The sequence below is a fragment of the Nocardioides sp. GCM10030259 genome (genome assembly GCF_042666375.1).
GTDB lineage: Bacteria > Actinomycetota > Actinomycetes > Propionibacteriales > Nocardioidaceae > Nocardioides.
This window is the reverse complement of record NZ_JBHTDF010000009.1, coordinates 42545-59594: the sequence shown is the minus strand read 5'-3', so window position 1 is coordinate 59594 and position 17050 is coordinate 42545. Positions and strand designations below refer to the sequence as shown.

At 71.9% G+C, this 17050-nt stretch carries 19 protein-coding genes; 15 read left to right on the top strand and 4 right to left on the bottom strand.

The window, feature by feature from the left end:
• Positions 1–50: 50 nt before the first annotated feature.
• Positions 51–608 (bottom strand): GNAT family N-acetyltransferase, encoded by a 558-nt coding sequence (locus ACFQQI_RS11285; protein WP_378562528.1) that lies wholly within the window; start codon positions 606–608, stop codon positions 51–53.
• Positions 609–694: 86 nt separating this feature from the next.
• Between ACFQQI_RS11285 and paaA the strand changes: the two genes are divergently transcribed.
• From paaA to paaE, 5 genes are read left to right on the top strand one after another with little or no spacing between them, the layout of a single operon-like run.
• Positions 695–1609 (top strand): 1,2-phenylacetyl-CoA epoxidase subunit PaaA, encoded by a 915-nt coding sequence (paaA, locus tag ACFQQI_RS11280; RefSeq protein WP_378562525.1) that lies wholly within the window; start codon positions 695–697, stop codon positions 1607–1609.
• On the top strand, positions 1606–1896 hold the full coding sequence (gene paaB, locus ACFQQI_RS11275; protein ID WP_378562522.1) for a 1,2-phenylacetyl-CoA epoxidase subunit PaaB: 291 nt from the start codon (positions 1606–1608) through the stop codon (positions 1894–1896). Before paaA ends, paaB begins: the two co-directional genes overlap by 4 nt.
• Entirely contained in the window at positions 1893–2618 is a 726-nt protein-coding gene (gene paaC / locus ACFQQI_RS11270) for a 1,2-phenylacetyl-CoA epoxidase subunit PaaC (RefSeq protein ID WP_378562519.1), read from the top strand. The genes paaB and paaC overlap by 4 nt, the downstream gene beginning before the upstream one ends.
• Positions 2615–3100, top strand: a complete 486-nt coding sequence (gene paaD / locus ACFQQI_RS11265; protein ID WP_378562516.1) for a 1,2-phenylacetyl-CoA epoxidase subunit PaaD — start codon at positions 2615–2617, stop codon at positions 3098–3100. The genes paaC and paaD overlap by 4 nt, the downstream gene beginning before the upstream one ends.
• Positions 3101–4156, top strand: coding sequence for a 1,2-phenylacetyl-CoA epoxidase subunit PaaE (gene paaE, locus ACFQQI_RS11260; protein WP_378562513.1), 1056 nt, complete (start codon positions 3101–3103; stop codon positions 4154–4156).
• Here paaE and ACFQQI_RS11255 read toward each other — a convergent pair.
• Complete coding sequence (locus ACFQQI_RS11255; protein ID WP_378562510.1) at positions 4144–4689, bottom strand: hypothetical protein; 546 nt, start codon at positions 4687–4689, stop codon at positions 4144–4146. The genes paaE and ACFQQI_RS11255 overlap by 13 nt on opposite strands.
• Positions 4690–4869: 180 nt before the next feature.
• Here ACFQQI_RS11255 and ACFQQI_RS11250 point away from each other — a divergent pair, with 180 nt between their 5' ends.
• On the top strand, positions 4870–5874 hold the full coding sequence (locus ACFQQI_RS11250) for an aldo/keto reductase family protein (protein WP_378562507.1): 1005 nt from the start codon (positions 4870–4872) through the stop codon (positions 5872–5874).
• A gap of 6 nt (positions 5875–5880) precedes the next feature.
• On the opposite strand, the gene ACFQQI_RS11245 is transcribed toward ACFQQI_RS11250, so the two are convergent.
• A complete protein-coding gene (locus ACFQQI_RS11245; RefSeq protein ID WP_378562504.1) occupies positions 5881–6465 on the bottom strand; it encodes a DUF3043 domain-containing protein in 585 nt (194 codons plus the stop codon).
• A 145-nt stretch (positions 6466–6610) separates the two neighbouring features.
• Between ACFQQI_RS11245 and ACFQQI_RS11240 the strand changes: the two genes are divergently transcribed.
• The 9 genes from ACFQQI_RS11240 to ACFQQI_RS11200 all read left to right on the top strand — a co-directional run bounded on the left by ACFQQI_RS11240 (position 6611) and on the right by ACFQQI_RS11200 (position 15850).
• Positions 6611–7399 (top strand): PspA/IM30 family protein, encoded by a 789-nt coding sequence (locus ACFQQI_RS11240; protein ID WP_378562501.1) that lies wholly within the window; start codon positions 6611–6613, stop codon positions 7397–7399.
• Positions 7400–7462: 63 nt separating this feature from the next.
• Positions 7463–8374 (top strand): zinc metalloprotease HtpX, encoded by a 912-nt coding sequence (gene htpX, locus ACFQQI_RS11235; protein WP_378562498.1) that lies wholly within the window; start codon positions 7463–7465, stop codon positions 8372–8374.
• Positions 8374–8952, top strand: a complete 579-nt coding sequence (locus ACFQQI_RS11230; protein ID WP_378562495.1) for a hypothetical protein — start codon at positions 8374–8376, stop codon at positions 8950–8952. Before htpX ends, ACFQQI_RS11230 begins: the two co-directional genes overlap by 1 nt.
• A gap of 111 nt (positions 8953–9063) precedes the next feature.
• Positions 9064–10227 carry an efflux RND transporter periplasmic adaptor subunit gene (locus ACFQQI_RS11225; protein ID WP_378562492.1) on the top strand — a complete coding sequence of 388 codons (1164 nt, stop codon included), beginning with the start codon at positions 9064–9066 and terminating at the stop codon, positions 10225–10227.
• On the top strand, positions 10224–10931 hold the full coding sequence (locus tag ACFQQI_RS11220) for an ABC transporter ATP-binding protein (protein WP_378562489.1): 708 nt from the start codon (positions 10224–10226) through the stop codon (positions 10929–10931). The genes ACFQQI_RS11225 and ACFQQI_RS11220 overlap by 4 nt, the downstream gene beginning before the upstream one ends.
• A complete protein-coding gene (locus ACFQQI_RS11215) occupies positions 10928–12154 on the top strand; it encodes an ABC transporter permease (RefSeq protein WP_378562486.1) in 1227 nt (408 codons plus the stop codon). The genes ACFQQI_RS11220 and ACFQQI_RS11215 overlap by 4 nt, the downstream gene beginning before the upstream one ends.
• 36 nt (positions 12155–12190) lie before the next feature.
• Positions 12191–13030 carry a hypothetical protein gene (locus ACFQQI_RS11210; protein ID WP_378562483.1) on the top strand — a complete coding sequence of 280 codons (840 nt, stop codon included), beginning with the start codon at positions 12191–12193 and terminating at the stop codon, positions 13028–13030.
• A complete protein-coding gene (locus ACFQQI_RS11205) occupies positions 13027–14625 on the top strand; it encodes an HlyD family efflux transporter periplasmic adaptor subunit (protein ID WP_378562480.1) in 1599 nt (532 codons plus the stop codon). The genes ACFQQI_RS11210 and ACFQQI_RS11205 overlap by 4 nt, the downstream gene beginning before the upstream one ends.
• A 70-nt stretch (positions 14626–14695) precedes the next feature.
• A complete protein-coding gene (locus tag ACFQQI_RS11200) occupies positions 14696–15850 on the top strand; it encodes an ATP-binding protein (RefSeq protein WP_378562477.1) in 1155 nt (384 codons plus the stop codon).
• A 10-nt stretch (positions 15851–15860) separates the two neighbouring features.
• On the opposite strand, the gene nadA is transcribed toward ACFQQI_RS11200, so the two are convergent.
• Positions 15861–17033, bottom strand: a complete 1173-nt coding sequence (gene nadA / locus ACFQQI_RS11195) for a quinolinate synthase NadA (RefSeq protein ID WP_378562474.1) — start codon at positions 17031–17033, stop codon at positions 15861–15863.
• Positions 17034–17050: the final 17 nt, after the last annotated feature.

Here is a 17050-nt window from a genome sequence, read left to right as displayed (position 1 = left end):
GCTTCTCCGATCTGGAGTGGACCTCCATCCTCACCCTCGAGCCCGGGAAATCAAGAGGGAGAGCCTGAGAGTGCCGTGTGCATCCGGATCTGCTTGACGAGAACGGCCCCCGAACCATCGAGGTCGAGCTCGCGGTGGGCGCCGTCGGCGGCCCACCCGGCGCCGCCCAGGAACGCGCGCAGAGTGTCGTCGCTGGCGACCGCCCACAGCACCGCGCGCTGGAAGCGGTCGGCGGTCAGCGTCTCCGCCGCGGCCTGGAGCAGCCGCGAGCCGTGGCCCTTGCCGCGCTCGCCCGGGTCGACGGTGAGCTCGGCGAGCTCGGCGTCGACGATGGGGTCGCAGTCCGGGTCGCCGGCGGGCGAGCAGATCGCGAACCCGACCACCCGGTTGCGCTCGAGCGCCACGAGCACCCGGTTGCGGGCGTCGCCGGGTCGGCTCAGGGACGCGCGCCACGCGGCGGCGGCCGCCTCGGCGTCGTCCGGGATCGCGTCGGCGGGGAGCATCCCGGCGTACTGCTCGTGCCACGTGCGCAGCTGCAGCGCGGCGATGGCGGCCGCGTCGTCGGCCCAGGCGATGCGCACCGACACGTCGGCGGTGGGGCTCGTCATGGTGGTCATCCTGTCAGCCGGCCGTGCTATTACAGAACGACGTCCGTCCGGTTCGCACCTGTAACAAATCTGGTAGCGTGCCGCACGTGCCCTTCGAGGAGCTGCTGGCCGACGACGGCCGCGTCGAGCCACATGACGAGATGCCTGACGGCTACCGCCGCACGCTCGTGCGCCAGATCGCGCAGCATGCGCACTCCGAGATCATCGGCATGCAGCCGGAGGGCAACTGGATCAGCCGGGCACCCTCGCTGCGCCGCAAGGCCATCCTGATGGCCAAGGTGCAGGACGAGGCGGGGCACGGTCTCTACCTGTACGCCGCGGCCGAGACGCTCGGCGTCGACCGGGCCGACCTGCTCGACCAGCTGCACACCGGCCGACAGAAGTACTCCTCGATCTTCAACTACCCGACGCTCACCTGGGCCGACGTCGGCGCCATCGGCTGGCTCGTCGACGGCGCCGCGATCGTCAACCAGGTGCCGCTGTGCCGCTGCTCCTACGGGCCCTACGCCCGCGCGATGGTGCGGATCTGCAAGGAGGAGTCCTTCCACCAGCGGCAGGGCTTCGAGATCCTGCACACGCTCAGCCACGGGACTCCTGCGCAGAAGGCGATGGCCCAGGACGCCGTCGACCGCTACTGGTGGCCGTCGCTGATGATGTTCGGCCCGCCCGACGGCGACTCGCCGCACTCTGCCCAGTCGATGGCTTGGGGGATCAAGCGCTTCTCCAACGACGACCTGCGGCAGCGCTTCGTGGACATGACCGTGCCGCAGGCGGAGGTGCTCGGGCTGACGCTTCCCGATCGCGAGATCCGGTGGAACGACGAGCGCGGCCACTACGACTTCGGCGACGTCGACTTCACCGAGCTCTCCGAGGTGATCAAGGGCAACGGCCCCTGCAACCGTGAGCGGATGGCGCACCGGGTCAAGGCCCACGACGACGGGGCCTGGGTGCGCGAGGCCGCGACGGCGTACGCCGCGAAGCGTGCGGAGGCGGTGGCATGAGCGGCACGAACGGCTGGCCGCTGTGGGAGGTCTTCGTCCGCTCGCGGCGCGGGCTCTCGCACGTCCACGTCGGGTCACTGCACGCACCCGACGCCGAGCTGGCGCTGCGCAACGCGCGCGACCTCTACACGCGGCGCCAGGAGGGCGTCTCGCTGTGGGTGGTGCCGTCGTCGTCGATCGTGGCCTCCGACCCCGGGGAGCGAGAGGCGTTCTTCGACCCCGCGAGCGACAAGGTCTACCGGCACCCGACCTTCTACGACGTCCCGGAAGGAGTCGAGCACCTGTGAGCACCCCGGTCGACTACGTCCTCGGGCTCGCCGACGACGCCCTGGTGTCCGCGCAGCGGATGAGCTGGTGGATCAGCAGGGCGCCGGAGCTCGAGGAGGACGTCGCGCTCGCGAACATCGGCCTCGACCAGCTCGGCCAGGCCCGCGCCCTGCTGACCTACGCCGGGACGCTCGAGGGTGCGGGGCGCACCGAGGACGACCTGGCCTACCTGCGCGACGACCGCGAGTTCCGCAACGTGTGGCTGGTCGAGCGGCCGCAGGCGGACTTCGGGGTCACCATCGCGCGGCTCCTCGTGCTCGCGACGTGGCAGTCGGAGCTGTACGCCGCGCTCGCCGCGTCGTCGGACCGGACCCTCGCCGGCGTCGCGGGGAAGGCGGTCAAGGAGGTCGCCTACCACGTCGACCACGCCCGGCTCTGGACCCTGCGGCTCGGCGACGGCACGGAGCTGTCGCACGACCGCATGCAGGACGCGCTCGACGCGGAGTGGCCGTACGTCGACGAGCTCTTCGCCCCGATCGACGGCGCGGTCGTCGACCCGGCGTCGCTGCGAGACGGGGTGCTCGGACGGATCGAGCGGGTCGTCCTCGAGGCGACCCTCGCGGTCCCGCAGGTCGCGCCGGTCATCGGGGGCGGCCGACGCGGCCTGCACACCGAGCACCTCGGACACCTGCTCGCCGACATGCAGCACCTGCACCGCTCCCACCCGGGGGCGACGTGGTGAGCGCGACGCGCACCCAGGCGTGGAAGATCGCCGCCGACGTGGTCGACCCGGAGCTCCCGGTTGTGACGATCGGCGACCTGGGCATCCTGCGCGACGTCACCGAGGACGACCAGGGTCGCGTGCACGTCACGATCACCCCGACGTACTCCGGGTGTCCCGCGATGGAGACGATCACCGCGGACCTGGTCGAGGCGCTGACGGCGGCCGGCTACCAGCGGGTCGACGTGGAGTACGTGCTCTCACCGGCCTGGACGACCGACTGGATGACCGACGACGCGCGCGCCAAGCTCGAGGCGTACGGCATCGCACCGCCGGGCCCGGTCGCTCCCGACGAGCCGGTCGCCCTGCCGCTCGCCGTGCGGTGCCCGAACTGCGGGTCGCCGGACACCCGGGAGTCGAGCCGCTTCGGGTCGACCGCGTGCAAGTCGCTGTGGGTGTGCCGCGCGTGCCGGGAGCCGTTCGACCACTTCAAGGCCCACTGAGTGGTCACCTTCCACGAGCTGCGGGTCGCGGCGATCGACGAGCTGACCGACGACGCGGTCGCCCTCACCTTCGAGGTGCCGCCGTCGCTGGTGGACGAGTTCGAGTGGACGCCCGGCCAGCACCTGAACATCCGCGGCGGCGACGACGTACGCCGCTCCTACTCGATCTGCACCGCTCCGTCGTCGGGCCGGTTGCGGATCGGGGTGAAGCGGCTCCCGGGCGGGGCCTTCAGTGCGGGCGTGCTCTCGACGCTCGCGGTCGGGGACACCCTCGACGTGATGACGCCGGCCGGGCGGTTCACGACGTCGGTCTGCCCGACAGAGGCGCGGCACGCTGTGGCGGTGGCGGCGGGATCGGGGATCACGCCGATCCTGTCGATCGTCACCGCGATCCTCGAGGGCGAGCCCGACTCGACGATCACGCTGGTCTACGCCAACCGCACGCACCGGTCGGTGATGTTCCTCGACGAGGTGCACGACCTCAAGGACCGCTTCCCGACCCGGCTGCAGGTCGTGCACGTGCTCTCGCGCGAGACCTCCGACGTCGAGCTGCTCTCCGGTCGGCTCGACGGCCCGCGGCTGTCGCGCCTGGTCGCGGCGTTCGGTCTCGCCGACGCCGACGCCTGGTTCCTCTGCGGGCCGCAGCAGATGCTCGTCTCGCTCCGTGGCGCCCTCGAGTCGCTGGGGGTGCCGGGGGAGCGGGTGCACAGCGAGCTCTTCCACGCCGACCCCGTCGAGCGCGCTCCGGTGGAGGAGCTCGCCGGTGCGCCCGACGGCGCGGCGCGCGTGACCATCCGCCTCGACGGGCGCTCGTCCGCGCTCGACCTCCGCCCCGACGACGTGCCCGTCCTCGAGGCGGCGCTCCGGGTCCGCTCGGACCTGCCCTTCGCCTGCAAGGGCGGGGTCTGCGGCACCTGCCGTGCGCGACTCGTGTCGGGGACCGTCGCGATGGACGCCAACTACGCGCTCGAGCCAGACGAGATCCAGGCCGGCTACGTGCTCACCTGCCAGGCCCACCCGACCTCCGAGGAGGTCGTGCTCGACTACGACGGCTGAGGCACGTCGCGCCCGTTCTCCTCGACCCGCTTCCGCAGCCGGCTCATCCCGGGCACCCGGCCGAGCACGTCGTTGAGGTGGCTGGCGATGTCGAGCAGCTCGCGGACGTCGGGACCGACGTTGCCCAGGCTGTCGACGAGCCCGACGATCGCGTCGACCTCCTCCGGATCCGTCGTCTCCGCGAGTCGCTCGAGCGTCGGCTGCAGCCGCACCAGGGTCGGCTCGAGGCTCGCGAGCAGCGCTGTCGCCCGGCGTACCGCCTCGTCGACGTCCTCCACCGTGGCTGCGGCCCGCTCCTGGACGGTGTCCGCACGCGCCCGGGTCTCGTCGGTGCGCGTGACGACCGTGGCCGCCGCGGAGCGCGTCTCCTCGATCCGGTCGACGAGGTGGTGGGCGCGCTCGACCAGCGCCTCCGCCGAGGCCAGCAGCGCCGCCGCGCGCGGCACCAGCCCGACGAGGTCGTCGACGAACTGGGTCGCGCGCTGCGCGGCCCGCGACAGCTCGCGCGGGTCGGGGACCAGGGGGATCAGCACGCTGGAGAAGGTGCCCCGCGGCGCGGCGGAGAAACCAGCGGCTCACTGTCGGGGCAATCCCTGACGTTCCCGGGCGAAGTATCGGCCCAACAGTTCCGGTTTCCCCGGTGGGCCGGGGAAACCGACGGCGGCCCCCGCCCACCGGGCCACCCCAACCAGCCACGCCCTAGATTCGGACCCATGAAGACTCGGAACCTCGGTGGCAGTGGACTCAAGATCTCGGAGATCGCGTACGGCAACTGGCTCACCCACGGGTCGCAGGTCGAGGAGGACGCTGCGACGGCGTGCGTGCGGCAGGCGCTCGAGGAGGGCATCACGACGTTCGACACCGCGGACGTCTACGCCAACACGGCTGCCGAGACCGTGCTCGGCAATGCGCTCAAGGGAGAGCGGCGCGAGGGCCTGGAGATCTTCACCAAGGTCTACTGGCCGACCGGGCCGGGCAAGCACAACGACCACGGCCTGTCGCGCAAGCACATCCACGAGTCGATCAACGGGAGTCTCGAGCGGCTCCAGACCGACTACGTCGACCTCTACCAGGCGCACCGGTACGACCACGAGACGCCGCTGGAGGAGACGATGGAGGCGTTCGCCGACGTCGTCCGCCAGGGCAAGGCGCTCTACATCGGCGTGAGCGAGTGGCGTGCGGAGGAGATCCGCGAGGCGCACTCGCTGGCGCGCGAGCTGCGGATCCCGCTGGTGTCCAACCAGCCGCAGTACTCCATGCTCTGGCGGGTCATCGAGGACGAGGTCGTCCCGACCAGCGAGGAGCTCGGCATCGGGCAGATCGTGTGGTCGCCGATCGCGCAGGGCGTGCTGACCGGCAAGTACGTCCCGGGCCAGCCGGTGCCCGAGGGCAGCCGGGCGACCGACGACAAGGGCGGCGCGGGCATGATCAGCCGCTGGCTGCGCGACGACGTCCTGGAGCGCGTGCAGCTGCTCAAGCCGATCGCCGACGAGGCGGGCCTGACCATGGCGCAGCTCGCGGTCGCCTGGGTGCTCCAGAACGACAACGTCTCGGCCGCGATCATCGGCGCCAGCCGCCCGGAGCAGGTCACCGACAACGTCAAGGCGTCGGGCGTGACGCTGGAGCCCGCGACCATGAAGGCGATCGACGACGTCGTCGGTCCGGTCGTCGAGCGCGACCCGGCGAAGACCCAGTCGCCGCGGCGCCGGGACTTCTGAGCGACGTCAGCGGTTGTAGTCCTCGGGCAGCGCCTGCCCGATCTTGACCCGGGCCTTGGGCAGGCGCATGAACTTCATCTGCATCGCGCGGGTGATCGCGTAGTACGTCGTGCCCTTGAGGCTCGCGTCGGGGAACCGGGCCCGCAGCTGGCGGCGTACCCGGAACCGCAGCCAGACCATGTCGAAGACGACGACGATCACGATCAGCAGGAGCAGCGTGTTGCCCCACTGGCGAAGCGTCACGTTGCCGGAGTAGCCGAGGATCATCGTGACCAGCAGCAGCGGGATGACGAGCTCGATGAGCGAGAAGCGGGCGTCGACGAAGTCGCGGATGAAGCGCTTCACCGGGCCCTTGTCGCGCGCGGGGAAGTAGCGCTCGTCGCCCTCGCGCATGGCCTGCCGGATCGACTTGCTCGACTCGGAGCGCGCCACCCGCTGGGCCGCCGCCTGCTCCTTGCGGGTGCGGGGCGTCTTCGCCCGCGCCTTGGCCGCGGCCTCCGCCTCCTTGCGGGTCGGGGTGGGGCGACCCTTGCCGCCGACCTTGGTCTCGGTGGGCTCGGGGGCGGGCTCGGACTTGCTGCGACGGAACAACGCGGGGCCTTCAGTGTCGTGAGGAGGTGGTGAGGAGCGCGGACGAAAAAACGTGCTCCCAGAGTACCGGCGGCGTCGCACATGCTTGCCATGACGGCCTAGGGTTGCCCTGAGACCGGACCGTATGGAGAGGGACCACGCAGCAATGGGACTCTGGCAGCGCTTCACCCTGATCTTCAAGTCGAAGGCGAGCAAGGCGCTCGACCGCGCCGAGGACCCGCGCGAGACCCTCGACTACAGCTACCAGAAGCAGCAGGAGCTGCTCTCCAAGGTACGCCGCGGCGTGGCCGACGTCGCCACCAGCCGCAAGCGCGTCGAGCTGCAGATCAACCAGCTCGAGCAGCAGTCGAACAAGCTGCAGGACCAGGCCCAGAAGGCGATCGCGGTCGACCGCGAGGACCTCGCCCGCGAGGCTCTGACCCGCAAGTCCGGGCTGACCACGCAGATCAACGACCTCAAGACCCAGCACGCCCAGCTCCAGGGCGAGGAGGAGAAGCTCACCCTCGCGCAGCAGCGCCTGCAGGCGAAGGTGGAGGCGTTCCGCACCCGCAAGGAGACCATCAAGGCGACGTACACCGCCGCCGAGGCCCAGACCCGCATCAACGAGGCGATGTCGGGCATCGGCGACGAGCTCGGCGACGTCGGGGCGGCCGTGCAGCGTGCTGAGGACAAGACCGCGCAGATGCAGGCCCGCGCCGGCGCCATCGACGAGCTGATCGCCTCGGGTGCGCTCGACGACGTCACCGCCAGCAACAGCGGCGACGACATCGCTCGCGAGCTCGACGCCCTGAGCTCGCGGTCCGACGTCGAGGCCGAGCTGGCGGCGCTGAAGGCCGGCAAGACCGGCGGGCAGCCCAGCGCGATCGAGTCCGGCGACAACGGCGACATCCTCGAGGCCGCGCCGGAGAAGAAGGCCGAGGGGGAGCAGTCCTGACGACTGCGCAACCACCTGCGTAACCACCTGCGCAACGCTTGCGCGGTGCCGGAGAATAGGGCCATGGCACGCACGCGATTCGTCGGCGATCCGGGGCTGACCGCCCGGATGACCACCGTGATCTTCCTGCTCGGTGCGCTCTTCGTCGCGCTCATCGCGGTCGTGATCGCCGTGATGCCGGCGCAGTACGCGCCGATCATCGCGATCATCGGTCTCGGCGTCGTGTGGTTCCAGTGGTACAACTCCGACAAGGTCGCCATGAAGGCGATGCGCGCCCGCGAGGTCACGCCGGAGCAGGCGCCGGAGCTGCACGCGATGATCGACCGCCTGTGCGTGCTCGCCGACATGCCGAAGCCCCGGGTCGGCATCGCCGACACCGACCTGCCCAACGCGTTCGCGACCGGCCGCTCGCCGAGCCACTCCGCCGTGGTCGTCACCACCGGCATCCTCAAGCGCCTGACCGGTGAGGAGCTCGAGGGCGTGCTCGCCCACGAGCTCTCCCACGTCGCCCACCGCGACGTGCTCGTCATGACCGTCGCCTCGTCGGCGGGCATCATCGCCGCCGGGCTCACCCGCGGCGCGCAGTACGGCGCCATCTTCGGCGGCGGTCGTCGCGACAACAACAACGGGCTCCCGGTCTGGCTGGTCGTGCTCGTCGTCAGCCTGATCACGTACGCCGTCAGCTTCTTCCTGCTCAAGCTGCTCTCGCGCTACCGCGAGCTGTCGGCCGACCGGGCAGGCGCCTACCTCACCATGAAGCCCGAGGCCCTCGCCTCGGCCCTCCAGAAGATCACCGGTGAGATGAACACGATCCCCGACCGCGACCTGCGGGCCTCCCAGGCGATGAACGCGTTCTTCATCGCCCCGGCGGTCAAGGGCGTCTCCCTGAGCACCCTGACCTCCACGCACCCGACGCTCGAGCAGCGGCTCGAGCAGCTCGCGAAGATCCGCGCCGAGCTGGACCGGTCCGCCTGATGGGGTTCTGGGACACCATCACCGGCCGCTCCCGACCCAAGGCACCCCGGCTCGACGCGCTCTTCCACGTGCCGAGCGCGGCGATCACGCTCGAGACCAGCCTGGGGCTGCGCCCGACCGGCACGGGCTCGGTCTGCTACCGGGCGGCGACCGGCAACGCCTTCCAGCAGGTGCAGTCCGAGGTCGTCGAGCTGCTGAACGCCGACCCGGACCAGCCCGAGGTCGAGATCACCCAGGACGAGTTCGGGTTCACCTGGCTCGTCGTACGCGACGACCCGGACATCGCCGACCTCTGCACGGACCTGCACGCCGTCAACACCTCCCTGGAGGCGCAGGGCTTCGGGCCCGGGCTGCTGTGCTCCCTGATCCCGTTCGAGGGCGCCGACGGCCGGCGGGTCGGTCTCGTCTACCTCTACAAGCAGGGCACGTTCTACCCGTTCGCACCGCAGGCGGGCACGACCGACCGCCAGCGCGACAACCTGCTCGAGATCCAGCTGCGCGACACCCTCGCCGGCGAGCTCCCGATGGAGCAGGACCTCGGCCGCTGGCTCGCCGTCTGGGGCGCACCCGGCGTGTAGGTCCCACAGCCGGCGCACAGGTCGACCCCAGCACCGGCACAGCCCGGCTCGGCAGGGTCCTTCCCGTGGGACCGACCGGTCCCGCATCGACCCACGTCGAGAGGGACCACCGTGCGACTGCCCGCCCGTCGCCGCTCGCGGATCCTGCTGGCCGGTGCCCTCGTGGTGCTCGTCGCGGTCGCGAGCACCGGCGCCTGGCTGTTGATCCGCGACAGCTCCGAGGCCGCATCCAGCACCACCGCGACCGTGTCCACCGAGACGGTGCGCGACACCGTCACCGCAGACGGCACCGTGGCCGCGAGCACGACCGCCGACGAGGCGTTCGCCGCGTCCGGCACGGTCACCCGCGTCGCAGTCTCGGAGGGCGACAAGGTCCGCAAGGGCGACGTCCTGGCCGTCATCGACGACGACGCGCTGGTCGCGACCCGCCGCGCCGCGCAGTCGTCGTACGACGCCGCGCTCGCGCAGCTCGACGACGACGAGGACGCCGGCGCCAGCGACGTGCAGCTCGCGAGCGACCAGGCCGCGATCGTCTCCGCCCGCGCGGCGCTCAACGATGCGCGGCAGGCGGTCGCGGACGCCACCCTGCGCGCCTCCATCAGGGGCACGGTCACGTCGGTGGGACTCGGCAAGGGCGACACCGTCGGGTCCGGCGCGACCGGCGGCACCGAGGACACCAACACCGGCACGGACACCTCCGACGGCACGATCTCGATCGTCGCCTCCGGCACGTACGTCGTGGACGCGACCGTCGCGGCCGCCGACGTCGACTCGCTGAAGAAGGGCCTCCAGGCCGAGATCGCCGTCACCGGCGTGACCGACACGGTGTACGGCACCGTCGAGGAGGTCGGCCTGGTCGCCCAGACCAACGACAGCGGCGCGGCCGTCTTCCCGGTGACGATCGCCGTCACCGGCAAGCAGAAGGACCTGTACGCCGGGGTGTCGGCCACGGCCACGATCATCGTCGAGCAGCGCGACGACGTCCTCACCGTCAACAGCCGCGCGCTCACGACCGAAGACGGCACGACGTACGCCACCAAGGTCGTCGACGGGGAGGAGCAGAAGGTCGAGGTCGAGACCGGCGAGGCCTACGGCATGACCACCGAGGTCCTCTCGGGCCTGGCGGAGGGCGACACCGTCGTCATCCCGGGCTTCCAGCGCCTCCCCGGTGGTGGCGGCGAGGGCGACGAGGGCGGGCAGCAGGGCTTCCCCGGCGGCGGCCAGCTGCCCGAGGGCTTCGAGCCTCCGACGATGATGGAGGGCCCGGCCCAGTGAGCACGCCCATCATCCGGCTCGACGGGATCCGCAAGACCTACCGCACGGGCAGCCTCGAGTTCGAGGCGCTGTGCGGGATCGACACGACGATCGCCGAGAGCGAGTACGTCGCGGTCGTCGGCCCGTCCGGGTCGGGCAAGTCGACGCTCATGAACATCCTCGGCTGCCTCGACAACCCGACCGTCGGCAGCTACCTGCTCGCGGGCGAAGACGTGTCGGCGATGTCGGAGGCCCAGCTCGCCGAGGTGCGCAACCGCCGCATCGGGTTCGTCTTCCAGCAGTTCAACCTGCTCGCCAGCCTCCCCGCCTGGCGCAACGTCGAGCTGCCGCTGGTGTACGCCGGGGTGCCCCGGCACCTGCGGCGCGAGCGGGCGGTCGCCGCGCTCGAGCGCGTCGGCCTCGGCGACCGCACCGAGAACCGCCCCGGCGAGCTCTCCGGTGGCCAGCAGCAGCGCGTGGCCGTCGCCCGGGCGCTGGTCACCGAGCCCGCGATGATCCTGGCCGACGAGCCGACCGGCAACCTCGACTCACGGTCGACCGCCGACGTGCTGGGCCTCCTGGACGAGCTCCACGACGCCGGCCGCACCATCGTGCTGATCACGCACGAGAAGGACGTTGCCGCCCGCGCCGGCCGCAACCTGGTCATCAGCGACGGACAGATCGTCTCGGACACGCCGACCGCGCGGACGGGGGCGCTGGCGTGAACTGGATCGAGACCTTCCGCGCCGGCGCCGAGGCCGTCCGCGCGCACCGGATGCGCTCCCTGCTGACGATGCTCGGCATCGTCATCGGCATCGCGTCGGTGATCCTCACCGTGGGGTTCGGCCAGGGCGCCCAGAAGCAGGTCAGCGACGAGATCGACGCGCTGGGCAGCAACCTGCTCATCGTCTCCCCGGGCAGCACCACCGACTCCGGCGGGATGCGCGGCGGCTTCGGGTCCGCCACCACCCTGACCCTCGAGGACGCGACCGCGATCGGCGACGACACCGCCGCTCCCGACGTACGCCGGGTCGCGCCGACCACGTCGTCCTCCGCCTCCGTGACGGCGGGGGAGACCAACTGGACGACGTCGCTGGTCGGCACCACGACCTCGTGGCTCGACGTCCGGGCGCGGACGCTGACCTCCGGCCGCTTCTTCACCGGCGACGAGATCGCCTCCGGCGCGAACGTCGTCGTGCTCGGCCCCGACACGGCGAGCGAGCTCTTCTCCGTCGGCAGCCCGGTCGGGCAGACCGTCACGGTCGCCGGCCAGCAGCTGACGGTGATCGGCGTGCTCGACTCCAGCGGTGCCTCGGACTCCGGCAGCTCGGAGGACGACCAGGCGATCCTGCCGATCAGCACGGCCAAGGCGCTGACCGGGTCGACTTCCAGCTCGGTCTCCACGATCTACGTCGAGGCGGAGTCTCAGGCGACGCTGAGCGCGGCGTACCAGGAGGTCGAGTCCCTGCTCGCCACCCGGCACGGCGTGACGACCGCCGAGGCGGACTTCAGCATCTCGACGCAGGAGTCGCTGGTCGAGACCGCGAACTCCACCAACAAGACGCTCACCGTGCTGCTCACCGGCATCGCCGCGATCTCGCTGCTGGTCGGCGGCGTCGGGGTCATGAACATCATGCTGGTCTCCGTCACCGAGCGGATCCGCGAGATCGGCCTGCGGAAGGCGCTCGGCGCGACACCGCGGGTGATCGGTCGACAGTTCCTCGTCGAGGCCTCGATGCTCGGCCTGGCCGGCGGGATCGTGGGTCTGCTGCTCGGCGTCGTCGGCTCGTGGGTGCTGCCGCCGCTGATCGACCAGCCCGTCACCCTCTCGGCGCTCGCGGTCACCGCCGCGCTGCTCACCTCCCTCGCCCTGGGCGTCGGCTTCGGGGTCTACCCGGCGAGCCGCGCCGCCCGCCTGACGCCCATCGACGCCCTGCGCAGTGAGTGAACCTCCTCCCTCCGCTCCCTCACGAAAGGCTCTGCCATGACCCTGACCCGCCTCACCCTCGCCACCGCCTCGTCGGTGCTGCTCGTCGCGACGCTCGCTGCCTGCGGCGGGGACTCGTCCGCTTCCGACTCCGGCTCCGACGCCGGATCGAGCCAGGGCGCCCCCGCCGGTGGAATGCCTGCCCGCGGCGGCTTCCCCGGCGCCTCCGGAGAGGTCGCCGCGGTGTCCGGCACCACCGCCCAGGTGCAGAGCCAGCAGAGCGGCCAGGTCGCGGTGACCTGGACCGAGGACACGGCGTTCACCGAGCAGGTCGACGGCACTCTCGACGACGTCGCCGTCGGCAGCTGCGTGCTGGTCACGACCGGTGACGAGACCGCCGAGGACGCGACCGAGGTCACCGCCGCCACGGTGCGGGTGACCGAGGCGACGGACGACGGCGGCTGCGGCTTCGGTGGTGCCGGTGGCCCCGGCGGCCCCGGCGGCGAGCGGCCCGAGGGGATGCCGACCGACCTGCCGTCCGACCTGCCGACCGACATGCCGTCCGACATGCCCGGCGGCGGGCGGCCCGGCGGCTTCGGCACGGTCGGCGAGGTCACCGCGGTCTCCGCCGACGGCTTCACGGTGAGCACGACCGACCCGGGGAGCGATGAGACCACCGAGGTGGACGTCTCCGTCGACGACGCGACGACCTACACCACCACCGCGGCGGCGAAGTCCAGCGCGGTGCAGGTCGGTGCCTGCGTCACCGCCCGCGGCGAGAGCGACGACACCGGCGCGGTCACCGCGGACACGATCAGCGTGTCGCAGCCCGTCGACGGCGAGTGCACCGGCGGCTTCGCCCTCGGGATGCGCGGTGCCGCCGGGGGTGACGCGTGAGGATCCCGCGCAGCGCGATCGCCGGCGTCGCCACGCTCGCCGTCGTCGGCGCCGGCTGGGCGGGGTACGCCGCGCAGGCCGACGACACGACGTACCGCACGGTTCGCGCGGCCACCGGCGACGTCCAGCAGACCCTGGACCTGAGCGGCACGGTCGAGCCGGCCGGGCGGGCCGACCTCGCCTTCGCCACGTCCGGCACGGTCAAGACGGTGTCCGTCCGGGCCGGCGACCGGGTGAAGGCCGGGCAGACCCTGGGCACCCTCGACGACGAGTCCCTGCGCAAGGCGGTGCAGCAGGCCCGCGCCACCCTGGCTGCGGCCAGGGCCCAGCTCGAGTCCGACATCGCCGCGCAGACCGAGGCGGTCTCGGAGTCGGCCCCGGGGACGGACTCGGAGTCCGGGCCCGACGCGTCCGGGACGTCCCAGACCCCGCAGACTCCCCAGGCACCGACGACCCCGGAGACCCCCTCGGAACCGTCGGACTCGCCGACGCAGGAACCCGACGTCGAGCCCGACGAGGACGGGGGGATGGGCGACGACGCGCTCGCGACGCTGGCCGAGCAGCAGCGGGCCGTGGTCGATGCCCAGTCGACCGTCTCGGCGTCGCTGGCCGCGGCGCAGCAGGCGCTGGTCGCCCAGCAGGCCGCCTGCGTCGACGTCACGAGCCAGGCGTGCGCCGATGCGCTGGCCGCGGTGCAGGCCGCCCAGCAGCAGGTCTCCACCGACCAGCAGGCGCTCCAGGCCGCGCTCGACGCGCTGGTCGCCACGCTCTCGGCGGCCGGGTCGACCACTGCGGACCCGGCCTCGGCCACGTCGACCTCCGGGGAGGCCGCGATCGTGCTCGTCGCCGACGTGACGACCCCCGGTGGCACGGTCACCGCGGCGACCCTCGCGCACGACCAGGCGTCGATCGACCAGGCGAAGGCAGACCTCGTCGCGGCCCAGCAGGAGCTGGCGACGGCGACCGTGAAGGCGCCGTTCGCCGGCAAGGTGGTCGCAGTCGACGCTGACGAGGGCGACTCGATCGCGGCCGGCACCGATGTCTTCGTGCTGGTCTCGCAGGGCACCACCACGGTCCAGGTCGCTGCGACCAGCACCCAGGTGCAGGAGCTCGAGGTCGGCCAGGCCGCCTCGGCGACGCCCGCGGGAGCCGAGAAGGAGCTCGCCGGCACCGTCACCCAGGTCAGCTCGATCCCGGACGACGAAGGGACGTACGCCGTGACCGTCACGCTGAAGCGCAAGCACCTCGACATCGCGACCGGGCTGACGGCCTCGGTCGCGGTCGTGACGGGGCAGGCGTCCGACGTCGTCACCGTGCCGGCGTCGGCGGTCTCCGACGGCACCGTGCTCGTGCTCGACGACGGCGTGGCCACGCCGACCCCGGTCACGACCGGCGTCACCGGCGCCACCCGGGTCGAGATCGAGGACGGGGTGGCCGCGGGCGACGAGGTGGTGCTCGCCGACCTCGCCGAGGCGCTCCCGACCGGCGACGAGGAGGCCACGACGTTCCGCTTCGGGTCCGGCGGCCCGGGGGGCGGCAACGTCATGGTGCCGTCGGGAGGGTTCCCCGGTGGCGGGCAGGCGCCGAGCCGCTGAGATGCTGGTCGAGGGGAAGGCGGCGTACTAGCCTGCCCCCGACCCGACGAGCCATGGGGGGCCATCGATCGTGACGACCGCTGTCCAGGACGAGCGTCGTGTTGCCGAGATCGGGCGCTACCGCGTGCTGGTCGACCCGCCGCGGTCCGACCTGCTGGCCCTGGTCGAGATCGCGGCGCAGGTCGCCCGGGTGCCGATGGCGACCATCAACCTGATCACCGACACCGAGCAGCACCAGATCGCCACGCACGGCTTCGACGCCTCGGTCTGCCGCCGGGAGGACTCGATGTGCGCGTCGGTGCTCGACGAGATCGCACCGATCATCGTGCCGGACGCCAGCCGGGACCCGCGCTTCGCCGACAACCCGTTCGTCACCGGCGAGATCGGCCAGGTGCGGTTCTACGCGACCCACCAGCTGCGGACGCCCGACGGCGTGGTGATCGGCACGCTGTGCGTCTTCGACGAGCAGCCGCGCACCCTCACCGACCAGCAGGAGCACGCGCTCGTCGGCCTGGCCGACCGGGTCGTCGACCTGCTGGAGCTGGAGCTGCGGACCCGCGAGCTCGAGCGCTCCAACGAGCAGCTCGCGGCGTTCGCCGGCCAGGTGAGCCACGACCTGCGCAACCCGCTGACCGCGGTCTCGATGTCGCTGAAGATGCTCGACGAGGAGCTCGACGGCGACGGTGACATGGGGTTCCTGGTACGGCGGGCGATCGGCGGGTCCGACCGCATGCAGTCACTGATCGACGACCTGCTGAAGTTCGCGCGCGTCGGCGGCGAGCTGCAGCGCGGTCCGGTCGACCTCGGCGCGATGCTCGGGCACGTCGTCGAGGACCTGGCCGTCCCGCTGCGGGACGCGACCGTGGTCCGGGGAGACCTCCCCACGGTCACGGGCGACGCGGTGCAGCTGCGAGCCGTGCTGCAGAACCTCGTCGCGAACGCCGCGAAGTTCACCCTGCCCGGGCAGCCGCCGTACATCGAGGTCGACGGCATGCTGACCCGGGACCGCTGGCGCATCGAGATCTGCGACCGCGGCCCTGGCATCCCGGAGGACCAGCGCGAGCGCGTCTTCCAGCCGCTCGCCCGGATCGACGAGAAGGTCGAGGGCTCCGGCATCGGCCTCTCGACCTGCCGACGCATCATCGAGGCGCACGGCGGCCGGATCGGACTCACCGACGCGGCGTACGGCGGGACCTGCGCCTGGTTCGAGCTGCCCGAGGGCTGAGGGTCGAGGGTCAGTCCTTGGCGGTCTTGCCCGGCAGCGCCAGCATCCGCTCGAGCGCGACCAGCGCCCACTTCTCGGTCTCGGGGTCGACCTCGATCCGGTTGACGACCGTGCCGGCGACCAGCGACTCCAGCGCCCAGACGAGGTGGGGCAGGTCGATGCGGTTCATCGTCGAGCAGTAGCAGACGGTCTTGTCGAGGAAGACGATCCGCTTGTCGGGGTGCGCGGCCGCGAGTCGCTTCACGAGGTTGAGCTCGGTGCCGATCGCCCAGCTCGACCCGGCCGGCGCCGCCTCGATCGTCTTGATGATGAACTCGGTCGAGCCGACCAGGTCGGCCTTGAGCACGACCTCGTGGCGGCACTCGGGGTGCACCAGGATGTTGATGCCCGGGATCTCTGCACGCAGGTCGTCGACGACGTCGGGGGAGAACCGGCCGTGCACGGAGCAGTGGCCCTTCCAGAGGATCATCCTCGCGTCGCGCAGCTGCTCGTCGGTGAGCCCGCCGTGGGGGCGGTGCGGGTCCCAGACCACGCAGTCGTCGAGCGTGTAGCCCATCTGCAGCACCGCCGTGTTGCGGCCGAGGTGCTGGTCGGGGAGGAAGAGCACCTTCGCGTCGGGCTTCTGCTCGAACGCCCACCCGAGAGCCACCTCGGCGTTGCTCGAGGTGCAGACAACACCGCCGTTGCGGCCGCAGAACGCCTTGATGTCGGCGGAGGAGTTCATGTAGGTGACCGGTACGACGGAGTCGGCGATGCCCGCGGCGGTCATCGCCTCCCACGCCATCTCGACCTGGGTCAGCCGCGCCATGTCGGCCATCGAGCAGCCGGCCGCGAGGTCGGGGAGGACCACCTGCTGGCCGGGGCCGGTCAGGATGTCCGCCGACTCGGCCATGAAGTGTACGCCGCAGAAGACGATGTACTCGGCGTCCGGCCGCGCCGCGGCGTCGCGCGCGAGCTTGAACGAGTCGCCGGTGACGTCGGCGAACTGGATGACCTCGTCGCGCTGGTAGTGGTGGCCGAGCACGAACACCTTGTCGCCGAGCGCGTCCTTGGCGGCGCGGGCCCGGGCCACCAGGTCGGGGTCGGACGCCGGGGGCAGGTCGCCGGGGCAGTCGACGCCCCGCTCGCTGTTGGGGTCGGTCCCGCGACCCAGGGGGAGGAGCGGGAGGTCCACGGTCGTCATGGGGCCATCCTAATTTG

What these genes read in the sequence shown, in the direction of transcription:
- ACFQQI_RS11285 (WP_378562528.1), bottom strand. Translation starts at nt 608, where the DNA reads ATGACGAGCCCCACCGCCGACGTGTCGGTGCGCATCGCCTGGGCCGAC.
- paaB (WP_378562522.1), top strand. Translation starts at nt 1,606, where the DNA reads ATGAGCGGCACGAACGGCTGGCCGCTGTGGGAGGTCTTCGTCCGCTCG.
- ACFQQI_RS11250 (WP_378562507.1), top strand. Translation starts at nt 4,870, where the DNA reads ATGAAGACTCGGAACCTCGGTGGCAGTGGACTCAAGATCTCGGAGATC.
- ACFQQI_RS11240 (WP_378562501.1), top strand. Translation starts at nt 6,611, where the DNA reads ATGGGACTCTGGCAGCGCTTCACCCTGATCTTCAAGTCGAAGGCGAGC.
- htpX (WP_378562498.1), top strand. Translation starts at nt 7,463, where the DNA reads ATGGCACGCACGCGATTCGTCGGCGATCCGGGGCTGACCGCCCGGATG.
- ACFQQI_RS11230 (WP_378562495.1), top strand. Translation starts at nt 8,374, where the DNA reads ATGGGGTTCTGGGACACCATCACCGGCCGCTCCCGACCCAAGGCACCC.
- ACFQQI_RS11210 (WP_378562483.1), top strand. Translation starts at nt 12,191, where the DNA reads ATGACCCTGACCCGCCTCACCCTCGCCACCGCCTCGTCGGTGCTGCTC.
- nadA (WP_378562474.1), bottom strand. Translation starts at nt 17,033, where the DNA reads ATGACGACCGTGGACCTCCCGCTCCTCCCCCTGGGTCGCGGGACCGAC.